This window comes from Arenibacter sp. F26102, from assembly GCF_023015865.1.
Lineage (GTDB): Bacteria > Bacteroidota > Bacteroidia > Flavobacteriales > Flavobacteriaceae > Arenibacter.
Genome location: NZ_JALKBC010000004.1, coordinates 260,172 through 274,341, shown reverse-complemented (window position 1 = coordinate 274,341; position 14,170 = coordinate 260,172). Strand labels below are relative to the sequence as shown.

At 38.6% G+C, this 14,170-nt stretch carries 12 protein-coding genes; 5 read left to right on the top strand and 7 right to left on the bottom strand.

Annotated features, from left to right (window positions below; translation table 11 throughout):
- Positions 1–61: 61 nt before the first annotated feature.
- Positions 62–472, bottom strand: a complete 411-nt coding sequence (locus MWU78_RS07340; RefSeq protein ID WP_246996480.1) for a DCC1-like thiol-disulfide oxidoreductase family protein — start codon at positions 470–472, stop codon at positions 62–64.
- A 25-nt stretch (positions 473–497) separates the two neighbouring features.
- Positions 498–2,669 carry a DNA mismatch repair protein MutS gene (locus tag MWU78_RS07335; protein WP_246996477.1) on the bottom strand — a complete coding sequence of 724 codons (2,172 nt, stop codon included), beginning with the start codon at positions 2,667–2,669 and terminating at the stop codon, positions 498–500.
- A 242-nt stretch (positions 2,670–2,911) separates the two neighbouring features.
- On the opposite strand from MWU78_RS07335, the gene MWU78_RS07330 reads away from it, so the two are divergent.
- On the top strand, positions 2,912–3,961 hold the full coding sequence (locus MWU78_RS07330; protein ID WP_246996475.1) for a DUF6340 family protein: 1,050 nt from the start codon (positions 2,912–2,914) through the stop codon (positions 3,959–3,961).
- Positions 3,962–4,275: 314 nt separating this feature from the next.
- Positions 4,276–5,325, top strand: coding sequence for a DUF6340 family protein (locus MWU78_RS07325; RefSeq protein WP_246996473.1), 1,050 nt, complete (start codon positions 4,276–4,278; stop codon positions 5,323–5,325).
- A gap of 86 nt (positions 5,326–5,411) precedes the next feature.
- Here MWU78_RS07325 and MWU78_RS07320 read toward each other — a convergent pair whose 3' ends face one another.
- The 4 genes from MWU78_RS07320 to MWU78_RS07305 are packed head-to-tail and all read right to left on the bottom strand — an operon-like array spanning position 5,412 to position 10,502.
- Positions 5,412–7,232 carry an ABC transporter ATP-binding protein gene (locus tag MWU78_RS07320; RefSeq protein ID WP_246996471.1) on the bottom strand — a complete coding sequence of 607 codons (1,821 nt, stop codon included), beginning with the start codon at positions 7,230–7,232 and terminating at the stop codon, positions 5,412–5,414.
- Positions 7,232–8,941: a phospho-sugar mutase gene (locus MWU78_RS07315; RefSeq protein WP_246996469.1), complete on the bottom strand. Its 1,710-nt coding sequence runs from the start codon at positions 8,939–8,941 to the stop codon at positions 7,232–7,234. Before MWU78_RS07315 ends, MWU78_RS07320 begins: the two co-directional genes overlap by 1 nt.
- A 44-nt stretch (positions 8,942–8,985) precedes the next feature.
- Positions 8,986–9,942, bottom strand: a complete 957-nt coding sequence (locus MWU78_RS07310) for a glycosyltransferase family 2 protein (RefSeq protein WP_246996467.1) — start codon at positions 9,940–9,942, stop codon at positions 8,986–8,988.
- A 35-nt stretch (positions 9,943–9,977) separates the two neighbouring features.
- A complete protein-coding gene (locus MWU78_RS07305) occupies positions 9,978–10,502 on the bottom strand; it encodes a DUF4199 domain-containing protein (RefSeq protein ID WP_246996465.1) in 525 nt (174 codons plus the stop codon).
- A gap of 168 nt (positions 10,503–10,670) precedes the next feature.
- On the opposite strand from MWU78_RS07305, the gene MWU78_RS07300 reads away from it, so the two are divergent.
- From MWU78_RS07300 to mtaB, 3 genes are all read left to right on the top strand, one after another.
- Positions 10,671–10,922 carry a type B 50S ribosomal protein L31 gene (locus tag MWU78_RS07300; protein WP_246996463.1) on the top strand — a complete coding sequence of 84 codons (252 nt, stop codon included), beginning with the start codon at positions 10,671–10,673 and terminating at the stop codon, positions 10,920–10,922.
- A gap of 67 nt (positions 10,923–10,989) precedes the next feature.
- A complete protein-coding gene (locus MWU78_RS07295) occupies positions 10,990–12,165 on the top strand; it encodes a GlmU family protein (protein WP_246996461.1) in 1,176 nt (391 codons plus the stop codon).
- Between the two features lie 129 nt (positions 12,166–12,294).
- Positions 12,295–13,623, top strand: a complete 1,329-nt coding sequence (gene mtaB / locus MWU78_RS07290; RefSeq protein ID WP_246996660.1) for a tRNA (N(6)-L-threonylcarbamoyladenosine(37)-C(2))-methylthiotransferase MtaB — start codon at positions 12,295–12,297, stop codon at positions 13,621–13,623.
- A gap of 101 nt (positions 13,624–13,724) precedes the next feature.
- Here the strand turns inward: mtaB and MWU78_RS07285 are convergent, their stop codons facing one another.
- Positions 13,725–14,018, bottom strand: coding sequence for a GNAT family N-acetyltransferase (locus MWU78_RS07285; protein WP_246996459.1), 294 nt, complete (start codon positions 14,016–14,018; stop codon positions 13,725–13,727).
- Positions 14,019–14,170: the final 152 nt, after the last annotated feature.

Here is a 14,170-nt window from a genome sequence, read left to right as displayed (position 1 = left end):
CAAGAGCAGGTTATAAATGCAAAATTTAGACCTGCTCTGGTAATAACAAAGTTTATTTAACTCAATCCTTTAGAAATCTCTCATTAATTTCAGGAGATGGCATCATGCACGCTTCTTTTTTGCCATACCAGTGGTAGCGGTTTCTGGCCACATAATCATATACCCAATTTCGCAATTTTTCAGGAATCCATTCCAGTATGCTTGTCAATCCCCAAGCACCTCCAAAAGATTGGGCTATTTTCAGTGCAGCGGTAGATTTGGTATAATAGGCCACTCCTGTCTCTATCAGAATAATGGAATCAACCACAGATGTATCTATTCCGCGTTCCCGGGCTAATTTTTGCCCGATTTCACTTTGTAAGGCAGCAAACTTAAATTCGTTACGGGCATCGTGTTTAATTACGTATTGCACGGAACTGTTACAGAGGTTGCAAACCCCGTCAAATAGAATTATTTTTTTGTTTTCAATCATTTTAGTAGAGGTGTAACCCCTTTTTTTACTTTTTTCTTTCTACCAATTCCAGTTGGTCTACTCCCACATTGGTAGTAAAAATACCATAGTTGACAATGGCCTTGTTCTTTTCCAAACTATCTATACTTCCTACTGCCTTTCCGTCTATTAAACGAACACGATCGCCCACTGTAAATATGGGGCGCGGCTTGTTTTTCTCCTTTACTTCGGCCTTCTTCTTTTCTACTTTTTTCTTTTCGCGGATTACCTCCACCTTTTTAATGACCTCTTGCTCAACCTTGGCCTTTCTTGCCTTTTGTACCTTAACCTCTTTTACCGTTTGTTTTTTACGCTTACTGTTTTCTGTTTCCACAATACGTATTAATTCGGAAACCAAAATACGCTTCTTATTATCCTGAAAATATTTTTCTGCAGCCGTATTTACCTTGTTCCCTAAATAGATCATCCTTTGGTTGTGGTCATACAGTTCCTGGTAATTCTCCAATTTGGATTTGATCTTGGAATTTAGGTCTTCCAGTTTTTGGGCCTCGGTTCTAGCCTTGGATTCTTCCTCCTGCAGTCTGGAACCGGTTTTCTCCATTTTACTACGTTCCTTTTGCAGCTTTGCAATAGTAGCATCAAAACGAACCTTACCGCGCTCTATTTTCTTTTTAGCCCTGTTTATGAGGCTATAGGGAATGCCATTCTTCTGCGCCACTTCAAAGGTAAAGGAGCTACCAGCCTGTCCCAAAACCAATTGATAGGTAGGTTCCAACGATTTTCCGTCGAACAACATATTGGCATTGCTAATGTATGGCAATTCATTGGCCAAGAGTTTAAGATTGGCATAATGGGTAGTAATTACACCATAGGCACCGCGCTCGTAAAAGACTTCCAAAAAAGTCTCAGCCAAAGCACCGCCCAATTCTGGATCGCTTCCTGTACCAAATTCATCGATTAGAAAAAGGGTCCTATCGTTACACTTCCGCAAAAAGTAATTCATGTTCTTCAACCGGTAACTATAGGTGCTGAGATGGTTCTCTATGGACTGATTGTCACCAATATCGGTAAGTACATTGTCGAACAAACAAACCTTGGATCGCTCATGTACTGGAATTAATAATCCGCTTTGTAGCATTACCTGCAATAGGCCTATGGTTTTTAAGGTAATACTCTTGCCCCCTGCATTAGGTCCTGAAATGACAATAATTCTGTTTTCCGGATGCAGGGCAATGGTTTGTGGGTACGTTTTCTCCTTTTTGTATTTATTGCTCAAATACAGCAAAGGATGGTAGGCATCCCTAAGGTAAAGCTCCCTGTCATCAGTTATTTCGGGCAATAGCGCATCCATTTCCAAGGCATATTTAGCCTTGGAAGCAGTTATATCCATATGAACAAGAAAATCTTGATATGAGTACAGGTCAGGGCTAAAAGGCCGTATCCGATTTGTTAGATCATTCAATATTTTTTGAATCTCCTCCCTTTCCTCGAATTCCAGGTTACTTAGTTCCCTACTATACCTAAGAGTGGCTTCCGGTTCTATATAAATAATGCTGCCGGTTTTGGAAGTTCCCATCACGGCACCTTTTACCTTTTTCCTATACATGCTCTTTACGGCAAGCACCCGTCTATTGTCTACAACCGACTCCCTAATTTCATCCAACAGTTCGGAAGCGTGATAGGTGTTAAGGGCGCTGGCAAAGCTTTGATTTATCTTGCCCTTGACGACCCCCATATGGGATCGAATGTTTTGGAGATTGGAGGAGGCATTGTCCTTTATTTCTCCAAACTTATCCAAAACGCCCTCTATATGCCGAGGAATCTCAGTGTTTAGGGTAATAGATTCCGTAACCTCAAAAAGTAAGGGATAGTATTCCTTGAATTTTATAAAAAACTTTATGTGTGTTGCAACAGTTGTACAAAGGGCACCTATTTTCTTAAAACCACCAACTTCCAAAGTGGTATTCTCAATTTTTAGGAGCTTTAATTCAGAGTTAATGGCATCAAAGTTATGGTTGGGTATCCTATTGTCATTGGAGTAGGAAGCCAGATACTCCGAAGTTTGTCCCAAAACCTTCAAAAGTTCATCTTTAAGCGCTATTGGTTCCAAGCTTAGCACCTGTTCCTTTCCGAGTTCTGTGGTACAACGCCCAGCCAATTGCAGGAGTACGGTGTTAAATTCTAAATCTTGAAGCGTTTTTGAACCTATATTATTCATTTATTGTGATTTCCTTACCATAACATTTTATAACCTTCAAAGGTAAGGAATAGGAGCAATATGGGAGGCCAGTAGACCCATGTATTTATAAGTAAGGTCTACCTTTTTTAAAGGAATAAGTTGTGTTGACCACATAAAAAGTTGATGAATATTGGTCCATTGAGCAATATTTTTGGCACAGTATATGTTTTATAGCTAGACTATTTCAATAGTTTTAAATAGAAACCATAAAAGACCTACCTATGAAAAACCTTAAATTAATCTTCGGATATATTGGTATTGGCATATTACTGATATCCTGCAGTGCCACCAATAATTTAACCATGGGAGCTACTGAACCAGCTATTGTTCATATTCCAAACGATATTCAGAGAATTGGAATTATCAATAGAAGTTTACCTTCTGAGGGAAATAAACAACTTGATAAAATAGATCAAATATTGTCCGCTGAAGGCCTTAATTTGGATAAAAAAGGAGCTGAGGCAGCAATTACCGCCCTATCTGATGAACTAACAAGAACTGGAAGATTTGAGGAAATACTAATTTTGGATAACGAAACAGAAATCAGAAAAGGACTGGATGTCTTTCCGGCTAGCCTGTCATGGGATGCCATTGAAAAAATTTGCGAAGCCAACGGAGTTGACGCCATCTTTTCACTTGCATTTTACGACACCGATACCCAAGTATCGTATAAACCCACTATGATGCAACTTCCCAACAGTTTAGGAATAAAAGTGGCGGTCCCGGCGCATGAAGTCACTTTAAACACCTTTATAAAAAATGGGTGGAGAATCTATAATCCCCAGACCAGGGAAATCGTGGATGAATTTATGTACACGGATCATCTTGTCTCATCGGGAAAAGGGATTAATCCAATCAAGGCAATCGAGGCCGTAGCCCGTAGAAATGAAACTGTTGAAGAATTCAGCAAAAATATTGGTTATGCCTATGGATCTAGGATATCCTCATACAAACATAGGATCAGCAGGGATTATTTTGTTCGAGGTACGGACAATTTTGTGGTAGCCAAAAGAAGGGCACAAACTGGAGACTGGCAAGGTGCCGCACAGCTTTGGGAAAAAGAATTGGATAATTCCAAAGCCAAAATTGCTGGCAGGGCCTGTTATAATATGGCCATAATAAATGAAATAAATGGCGACTTGAACGCCGCTATGGATTGGGCTTCAAAATCCTATGCCGATTATGACAATAAGGATGCCCTTAGGTATCTAAATATTTTAAAGTATAGGCTCTCGCAAAATGAAGTCTTGGAGCAACAGGCATCTAGATGAGCACATCTACCGGAGAATAAGTGTCGATTTTTTTTTGGAATAATACAACAAAAGGGTCCGGTATTCAGAAAAGGGGAGCTGGACTCTTGATGCTTTCGTACTATTCTAGTTAATACTTAATAGAATTGGAGGTCTTATTGGATAGGTACTAAAGGCATTCCAAAAATGGAGGCATTTATGCGGTTTAAAGATTAAAAAGCCCCTAAATACCATGTTTTTGGGCTACAGGACAATATTTTGCCTATAAAATGAGTTTTAGGAAGGTTATGTTTATACGCTTAATCCTTTTAACAATTGAACTTCATTTAAATAGCATGAGCAAGTTTTCTATTAGGTTTTTTGCCTCAGGCCTACTAATGATAATTATAAGTTGTAGCCCAACCAAGCAAATCGTTCTTCAGACAATTGAGCCATCACCTGTACATATTTCAAAAAAAATTAAAAAGATAGGCATCATCAATAGGAGCATTCTGCCTGATGTAGAAGAAGATGAAACCGCACTTAACAGAATGGTGTCAGCCGAAGAACAATGGCTTTCCGAGCAGGGAAGGGATGCCGCTCTTACGGGATTATTCAACGAACTGTTAAAGGACAACCGATTCCAATCTATTCAAATGCTCGATTCCGTGCCTGAAGGGCTATTGAATTTTGATACTGGAAATAATTCCATTTCTTGGGCATCCATTGAAGAAATTTGCCAGGCTAACAATGTGGACGCTATATTTTCCATGTCCTATTTTGATGCTGAGACCACAGTTTCCGTAAAGAAAACATCTATGTTGCAACCTAACCTAATGAGAGTAAAGGTAAAGGTTCCGGCTCAAGAGATTACCCTGGAAACACTTATAGAAAATGGCTGGAAAATTTATTATCCAAATAATAATGAAATAATAGATGAATTTGTTTTTAATGGTCAAGTGATCTCCAGGGGCAAAGGCACGAACCCTATAGAGGCCTATAGGGCCATAGAGGGACGAAAGGACACCTTGGTTGAACAGAGCAAGTCAACGGGCAGCAATTATGGCCAACGATTATTACCCTTTGAAAACAATGTTAAGAGATCGTATTTTACCCGTGGCACCGATAACCTGGACCTAGCTGGCCAACTTATGGAAAATGGAGATTTACAGGGAGCATCAGAATTATGGGAAAAGGATGTAGAGAATTCCAATCCTCGAATTGCAGGAAGGGCATGTTATAACATGGCAGTTAAAAACGAAATCAATGGCGACTTGAAATCGGCCATGGAATGGGCAACAAAATCACATACGGATTATGACAATAAGGAAGCCCTCAAATATTTGGACGTACTTCAGAATAGGTTGATCCAAAAGCAAATCTTGGAACAACAGGTTTCAAGATAACGGTATTTTTCAAGTTGTCTTACAGGGCAATATCCCTATACTAGAGTCAAGTGGTTATTAATAGGTATAAGGATTGTTTACCTCACTTAAAAAGATTGCATGGTAACCAACTTATTATACACCCCATCTTTTGCCAAGAGCTGTGCATGAGACCCCTGTTCCACAATCTCTCCCTTTTGTAAAACCACTATAGTATCGGCATTTTGAATGGTCGAAAGCCTATGGGCTATTACTATGGAAGTCCTGTTCTGCATCATTTTCTCCAAGGCATCCTGTACCAATCTTTCACTCTCGGTATCCAAAGCGGAAGTAGCCTCATCCAAAATCATTATAGGTGGATTTTTAAGAACCGCTCTAGCAATGGACAAACGTTGTTTTTGTCCTCCGCTCAATTTATTTCCACTATCACCTATGTTGGTGTTGTAACCGAGGGGCAGCTCAGAAATAAAATCGTGGGCATTGGCTATTTTGGCCGCAGCAATTATTTCTTCCTCTGTTGCATTCTCCTTCCCCAAACCAATATTGTTTTTAACGGTATCATTGAAAAGAATGGAATCTTGTGTAACCAGCCCCATTAGGCTGCGAAGCGATTTTTTGCTAAAATCCCTTATGTCTATACCATCTATTGCAATATCGCCTTCATTTACATCATAAAAGCGGGTCATTAAATTAGCAATTGTACTTTTCCCACTTCCAGATTGGCCAACAAGGGCTACGGTCTTACCTTTGGGAACCTTTAAATTGAAATTTTTTAATACATACTCATCCTCATACTTGAAGGAAACGTTTTTAATTTCTATTCCTTGATCAAATGTAGATTTTGAAATGGCATCCTTCTTTTCTACAATAGGATTATCTGTTTCCAAAATTTCGAGTATTCGTTCCGCTGCGGAATTACCTTTTTTAACTCCAAAGGAAGCCTTACTTATAGCCTTGGCAGGGGTAAGAATGTTGTAAGCCAGTCCCATGTAGGCAATAAATGAGGATGCATCCAAAGTCTTATCTATCAGCACCATTTTTCCTCCGAACCAAAGTAAGACCCCAATGACCAATATCCCTAAAAATTCTCCAGTAGGGGAAGCGAGGTTTTGCCTGTTCAACAACTTGTTGGAAAAGTGGAAAAACCTATTGGTGGAATTTGAAAAAGTTTTATAAAATCTAGATTCGGAATTAAAAGCCTTTATAACCCTTAGACCGCCAAGGGTTTCTTCCACGATGGATAAAAACTCCCCCTGTTCCCTTTGCACCCGATCCGATTTCTTTTTTAGGGATTTTCCAATTCTGGAAATAATCATTCCCGCTATGGGTATAAAAATAAATACGAAGAGGGTAAGCTTTGTACTTATCCCGAACATAATCAAAATAGTAAACAGTATGGTAAGAGGTTCCCGAACGATAAGTTCCAAAATGGATAGGAATGAATGTTGGATCTCCAATACATCGGAAGTTATACGGGCAATAACATCGCCCTTTCTCTTTTCGGAATAGAAGGAAATAGGCAAATCCACTATTTTGGCATACATCTTATTTCTAATGTCTTTTAATACCCCATTTCTTAAAAAGGTAATGAAGTACATGGCCAAATAATTAAAGAAATTCTTTAAGAGGAAAAGAATCAATACCAGGCCAATCACCAAGACTAGGCCTTTCATTTCATCATCGCCAGAAAAGAGGTTGACACGATAATTGATATAATCCTGTAGATAATCCTTAAGCTCCCCAAAGCCTTCATAGACCGGTTCTACCAAAATCTTTTTTTCCGGTTTAAAAAGCACATCCAACATGGGAATTAAAGCGGCAAAAGAAAGGGCACTGAAAAGGGCGTATAGAATATTAAAAAAAATGTTTAAAAATCCGTATTTACGGTATGGTTTCGCAAAGCGAAGAATTTTCTTAAAATACTCCATTAACCTATATTCAGCTCTTTAAGGATTCTTTCAATTTTGGCATCGAGTTCAGCATCTACTTTTTTATAATCAGATGCCTTTTTCAATTCGGTATTGATACTAAAGTAAAACTTAATTTTGGGTTCCGTACCGCTGGGTCTGGCAGCCATTTTGGTGCCATCTTCGGTAATGTATATCAATACATTGGATTTTGGGATATCTATTGGCGATACTTTACCCGTAATAACATTTTTAGAGGTTGCCGTATTGTAATCTTCCACAACAATCACTTTGGAGCCATCAATGGTTTCAACAGGGTTATCCTTAAAATCGATCATCATCTGTTTAATTTCCTCAGCACCCGACATTCCCTTCTTGGTCAAGGAAATTAATTTTTCCTTAAAGAACCCATAATCCACATAGCAATCTATTAAATCCTTGTAAAAAGAACTGCCATTAGCCTTGGCGTTGGCACCAATCTCACATGCCAATAAGGTAGCGGTAACTGCATCCTTATCGCGAACAAAATCGCCTACCATAAAACCAAAACTTTCCTCACCCCCTCCAATAAAAGGCTGGTTTGGGAAATCCTTGATCATTTTGGCAATCCATTTAAACCCTGTCAGGGCAGTTTTACATTCAACTCCATAAGCCTTGGCCAGGGAGTCCATCATTGGTGTAGAAACTATGGTGGAGGCAATAAACTCCTTCCCTGTAATACCTTTTTTCTTTCTTTGATCCAATAAGAACTTGGTCATCATGATCATGGATTGGTTACCATTTAGAATTTCCATTTCTCCTTCCAAATTACGAACGGCCACTCCTAGACGGTCACTATCCGGATCGGTACCAATAACCATATCCGCTCCAATTTCCTCGGCCTTTTTAATAGCCATGGATAGGGCTTCCGGTTCTTCCGGGTTAGGGGAGACCACAGTTGGGAAATTACCATCGGGTTTGGCTTGCTCCTCAATAATGGTAACATTTTTATACCCTGCCCGTTTTAATACTTCGGGGATTACAGTAATGGATGTGCCATGTAAGGAGGTAAACACAATTTTAAAGTTGTCCTTGCCCTTAGCATTAAAGTTTCCATTTTTTACGGATGCTTCTATAAAGGCTTCATCAACCTCCTTGTCTATTAGTTCTATTAAACTTTCATCTGCATTGAATTTGATATCTTCAAAAGAAAGGCTATTAATTTCACTTACTATAGCTCCGTCCTCAGGTGGTACTATTTGACCGCCATCCGTCCAATAAACTTTATAGCCATTGTATTCAGGTGGATTATGTGAAGCTGTTAACACTATACCGGCGTGGCAATCAAGGTATTTTACCGCAAAGGATAGTTCAGGGGTAGTCCTCAATTCTGAAAAAAGGAACACCTTTATACCATTGGCAGCAAAGACTTGGGCAACGGTCCTGGCCAAGGTGTCACTATTATGTCTACAATCATAGGCAATGACCACTTTAACTTGTTCATCCTTATATACCTGGTTAAGGTAGTTACTAAGGCCTTGGGTGCTTTTACCCAAGGTATATTTATTGATTCTATTGGTACCGGCCCCCATAATTCCGCGCATACCTCCTGTCCCAAATTCTAGGTTCTTATAAAAGCGGTCTTTTAACTCTTCAGTATTGTTGTCAATTAACTTTTGAATTTCGTTTTTGGTCTTGTCGTCGAAAATATCGGTCAACCAGCTTTTGGCATTTTTTAGTATGGCTTCCATAGTCATTTGTGTTATATGTTCTTAAAAATACAAAGAATATTTGTTTATTTTTCGGTAAGATTTATCTCATCTGTGATATTGTAGCGGGTTTCATTCTTTCTGGACCGTACCATAATTTCCCCTAAAAAGCCGGCAAGGAAAAGTTGGGTTCCTATTACCATGGCTATCAGTGCTATATAGAATTGGGGTCGCTCGGTTATGAGCCTTCCAAAGGGATTGATAAAAACTTTATCGATACCCAAATAAAGTGCAAATCCAAAACCAATGGTAAACATCAAGACTCCCAAAGCTCCAAAAAGATGCATGGGACGTTTGCCAAACTTAGAAACGAACCAGATGGTAATTAAATCCAAAAAACCATTAATGAAGCGGTCCATGCCAAATTTGGTTTTGCCATATTTCCTGGCTTGATGTTGAACAACCTTTTCGTCAATTTTGTGAAATCCGGCACTTTTGGCCAATACAGGAATATAGCGGTGCATTTCCCCAGAAACTTCAATGGTCTTGATAACCTCTTTTTTATAGGCCTTTAGACCACAATTAAAATCGTGCAACCGTACACCGGAAGTTTTACGTGCGGCCCAATTAAATAGTTTGGAGGGGAGGTTTTTGGAAATGATCGAGTCATATCTTTTTTTCTTCCAACCGGAAATAAGATCAAAACCTTCTTTAGCGATCATTTGATATAATTCCGGGATTTCCTCTGGATTGTCCTGTAGATCTGCATCCATGGTTATGACCACATCACCTTGGGCTGCCTTGAATCCGGCATGTAAGGCCTGGGATTTCCCAAAATTCTTTAAGAAACGTATTCCCTTTACATTAGGATTGGTCCTGCCCAATTTAGTTATGATGTCCCAAGAAGTATCCGTACTTCCATCATCGATAAAAAGTATTTCATATAAAAAATGATTGGATTGCATTACGCGTACAATCCAATCATGCAGTTCTGTTAACGATTCTTCTTCGTTGAGTAAGGGAATTATTATAGATATATTCATTCGGTACTAATGGAAAATCTTTTCAAAAGTACAAATTACTGAATAGTTTCTTGCCTTTTTAAAATTAATGCGGGAATAAGTGATAATAAAAGGCTTGCCACAACACTATAAATTAGTCCGAATACTATTTGCATGGAGGGTGTTGTGAATTTTTTACCCATTTCCATTTGTGCATCTATTTGTTCGGGAGTCATTTTAGTAGTTTCCATAAGCATCCCTTTTTGATACTCCATGGCCTTGTCCATCATTTCTGGATCAATAACCCCCGCCAAGATTTGATTGAAGATAATGCCAATGATACCGGCAACAAGGCCAATACCGACACCAATTTTTAAACCTTCCCCAAAAGTCATAAAACCCTTATTGTCTTTTTTGAATTGCATCATACCTATAATGATCACGGCAAGGGTGATAAGAAGGCTTACACCCATGACCAATGGACCACCTTGGTAATGCATATCCAATGAGTATAACATCAATATAAATACCACACTAATAGCCCCTAGGATAAGTCCGTAAGTTAAAGCGTATTTACCTGTTTTTGGTTTGGTTTCTTCCATGTTGATTAATTTTTTAATGATTTTTTTAGATTAGTTGTGAAGGTCTTAATTTTGTTACATTTAAAGCTGGATAATTTTTATTTTTCTTTTTTAATATTTTAAGTTGTGGTTTTAAGAAAAATATTTAAATTTGCACCTTGAAATTAAGCAGGAACAAACGTTTTTACAATGAAAAAAGATATACATCCAGGGAATTATAGATTGGTAGCCTTTAAGGACATGTCCAACGAAGAGGTTTTCCTTACTAAATCCACAGCCGATACCAAAGAAACTTTAGATGTTGATGGAGTTGAATACCCATTAGTGAAATTGGAGATTTCAAGAACTTCACACCCATTCTATACAGGTAAAGCCAAATTTTTGGATACTGCAGGTCGTATCGATAAATTTAAGAGCAAGTACGAGAAGTTTAAAAAATAATATTTTCTTTACAAAAGAGTTATAAAGTCACGCAACTGCGTGACTTTTTTTGTTTTAATTTAGTTGTATGAATTATATTCTTTTTGATGGTACGGTAAGAAAGGCCTTGTTGCCGTTTACTTTTACCAGACCGGTAGCGGATATTAGGATCGGGATTTTGACCATAAGGGAAAAATGGGAAAAATACCTTGGCAATACTATCACCACTATAACGGAGGATTATCTTTCTGAAAGATTCCCTATGGTGGAGATGGAAGAGAATGTTCTTATTAATGCTTCCTTTTTGCCCAATGCCAAATTGGTTGATCTGGTAGCAAATTTGGGACCTAATGAAGCTATATTTTACGGAGAGGATATTATCGCCTTTTATACTCAAGAAACGCAAGAGGAGGTAGATTTTTCTGCCTATACCCATATAGAATTTGAAGGGCCCATATTGCGGATTCAAAATACTTGGGATATTTTTTCTAAAAATGGTGAAGCCCTACAAGCAGATTTTGATCTCTTGACCGAAGGCAGGAAAAGTGCTCCCATTTCCAAGACCAATAGTTTGGTAAACCCCGAAAATATATTTTTGGAGGAAGGAGCCAGCGTAGAGTACAGTATACTAAACGCTTCCGAAGGGCCTATATATCTTGGCAAGAACTCCGAGGTATGGGAAGGCAACCTAATTAGGGGAGGGTTTGCGCTGTGCGAAAAGGCCGTCGTAAAGATGGGTGCCAGAATTTATGGCCCAACGACAGTTGGACCCTATAGTAAGGTATGTGGTGAAATCTCTAATTCGGTTCTTATAGGGTACTCCAGCAAAGGACATGAAGGCTACCTTGGAAATTCGGTACTTGGGGAATGGTGCAATATTGGCGCAGATTCCAATAATTCAAATCTAAAGAACAATTACGCCAAAGTACGCTTATGGAATTACGATACAGAGAAATTTGAACAGACTGGATTACAATTCTGTGGCCTAATGATGGGAGACCATAGCAAGACAGCCATAAACACCATGTTTAATACTGGTACGGTAATAGGTGTAAACTGCAATATTTATGTACCTGGTTTCCCAAGGAATTTTGTCCCCAGTTTTAGTTGGGGGGGTGCCTCCGGATTCACTACCTATCAGCCCAACAAGGCATTTGAGGCCGCCAAGGTAATGATGGCGCGTAGGGGAGTGGAATTCAATGAAATGGATGCCAAGATCCTTAACCACGTTTTTGAGGAAACCAAGCACTGGCGTAAGGAATAACCATATCCCCTTAATTTTTACAAACCATTTGTATTGACTTAATGGCTGCCTTATTATTTGGTATATTTGCAGTCATTATAGATTAGGTGTAAAAGAAACTGAATTATATTCAGAGAAAGAAAGATAATGATGAAAAAAAAGGTCGCTTTCTATACTTTGGGCTGCAAGCTCAATTTTTCGGAAACTTCAACTATAGCCCGGGATTTGACAGAAGAAGGCTTTGAACGAGTGGATTTTTCTGAAAATGCAGATATGTATGTCATCAATACATGTTCCGTAACTGAAAATGCTGACAAGCGATTTAAGTCGATCGTTAAGCAAGCACAAAAAAGCAATCCAAACGCCTTTGTAGCCGCCATTGGCTGTTATGCACAACTTAAACCCGAAGAACTGGCAGCGGTAGACGGCGTTGATCTTGTGTTGGGAGCTACTGAGAAATTTAAGATCGCAGATTATGTCAATGATCTTTCAAAGAACGATTTTGGGCAAGTGCATTCCTGTGAAATAGAAGAGGCCGACTTTTATGTGGGCAGTTATGCTATTGGGGACCGCACCAGGGCGTTTTTAAAAGTACAGGATGGGTGCGATTACAAATGCACCTACTGCACTATTCCGTTGGCCAGGGGGATTTCCAGGAGCGATACCCTACAGAATGTTTTAACGAATGCCGCGGAAATCTCGGCAAAAGGCATTAAGGAAATTGTGCTTACAGGAGTTAATATTGGCGATTACGGTAAAGGGGAATTTGGCAACAAAAAACACGAACATACTTTTTTAGATCTGGTAAAAGCCTTGGATGAGGTAGAAGGAATTCACCGTTTGCGAATTTCATCAATAGAACCAAATTTATTAAAAAATGAAACCATAGATTTTGTGGCGCAGAGCAATTCTTTTGTGCCCCATTTTCATATTCCACTTCAGAGTGGGAGTGATGCCATTCTAAAATTAATGAGCAGAAGATATTTGACCCAATTGTACATTGATAGGGTTAATAGAATTAAAGAAGTTATGCCTCACGCCTGTATAGGTGTGGATGTAATAGTTGGATTTCCGGGAGAAACGGAGGAACATTTTTTGCAGACCTATAACTTCTTAAATGAGTTGGATATTTCTTATCTGCACGTATTTACCTATTCCGAAAGAGACAATACCAAAGCAGTGGAACTAAATGGTGTAGTACCCAAAAAAGTCAGAAATAAGAGAAGTAAAATGTTAAGGGGACTTTCTGTAAAAAAAAGAAGGGCATTTTATGAGACACAACTGGGCTCTAAAAGAACAGTATTGTACGAAGCGGAGAACAAGGAAGGTTACATACACGGTTTTACCGAAAATTATGTAAAAGTAAAAGCCCCTTGGAATCCAAGCATGGTAAACACATTGCAAGAGGTAAATCTTACAGAAATTGATGATGACGGAATGGTGAGATGTATTGAAGTGGAAAGCATGGCATCGGTCTAGCCTAAGCAGTCATACATGATTATTATTTGTGAAAAGACTTTAAATCCAAAAGAATAAAAATAAAAAAACCTCTCGATTATGAGAGGTTTTTTTATTGACCGTTATATTCTTATTCCAACGGGAAGCATTTCTTTATATTGTCGATTTTTTCTCAAGAAACCTGCTATTTGAGGGCTAGTAGGCACGACTCTTAAATTTTGTTCTTGGATATGGCTCAAAACACTTTTAATGAAATCTTCTTTAAAACCATCCTTAGTTATTTCCTCAGGTATAACGAGTTTGGTTAAAAAAACTTTACGCTCTTGAGAAGAATACTCAATTTTGGCCAAGTGGCCGTCAACCCTGGCTTCAAATTGTCTCAAGAAGCCATTGTCCTTAATTTCTACTTCATTCATATAGTTTGATTTTAAATAATGACTAATTTTGGATCATAACGTTCTCAAATTACAATCTAGGCTTATAAACAAATTAAGCAAATACAAAGTGGGGACAAAAAAGCCAAGAAAACAAAGTTAGCTAAAAAAAAGCAAATATCCTATTTAAATAG

Coding starts and splice junctions, on each gene's coding strand:
- MWU78_RS07340 (WP_246996480.1), bottom strand. CDS start 472: ATGATTGAAAACAAAAAAATAATTCTATTTGACGGGGTTTGCAACCTC.
- MWU78_RS07335 (WP_246996477.1), bottom strand. CDS start 2,669: ATGAATAATATAGGTTCAAAAACGCTTCAAGATTTAGAATTTAACACC.
- MWU78_RS07330 (WP_246996475.1), top strand. CDS start 2,912: ATGAAAAACCTTAAATTAATCTTCGGATATATTGGTATTGGCATATTA.
- MWU78_RS07325 (WP_246996473.1), top strand. CDS start 4,276: ATGAGCAAGTTTTCTATTAGGTTTTTTGCCTCAGGCCTACTAATGATA.
- MWU78_RS07320 (WP_246996471.1), bottom strand. CDS start 7,232: ATGGAGTATTTTAAGAAAATTCTTCGCTTTGCGAAACCATACCGTAAA.
- MWU78_RS07315 (WP_246996469.1), bottom strand. CDS start 8,941: ATGGAAGCCATACTAAAAAATGCCAAAAGCTGGTTGACCGATATTTTC.
- MWU78_RS07310 (WP_246996467.1), bottom strand. CDS start 9,942: ATGAATATATCTATAATAATTCCCTTACTCAACGAAGAAGAATCGTTA.
- MWU78_RS07305 (WP_246996465.1), bottom strand. CDS start 10,502: ATGGAAGAAACCAAACCAAAAACAGGTAAATACGCTTTAACTTACGGA.
- MWU78_RS07300 (WP_246996463.1), top strand. CDS start 10,671: ATGAAAAAAGATATACATCCAGGGAATTATAGATTGGTAGCCTTTAAG.
- MWU78_RS07295 (WP_246996461.1), top strand. CDS start 10,990: ATGAATTATATTCTTTTTGATGGTACGGTAAGAAAGGCCTTGTTGCCG.
- mtaB (WP_246996660.1), top strand. CDS start 12,295: ATGAAAAAAAAGGTCGCTTTCTATACTTTGGGCTGCAAGCTCAATTTT.
- MWU78_RS07285 (WP_246996459.1), bottom strand. CDS start 14,018: ATGAATGAAGTAGAAATTAAGGACAATGGCTTCTTGAGACAATTTGAA.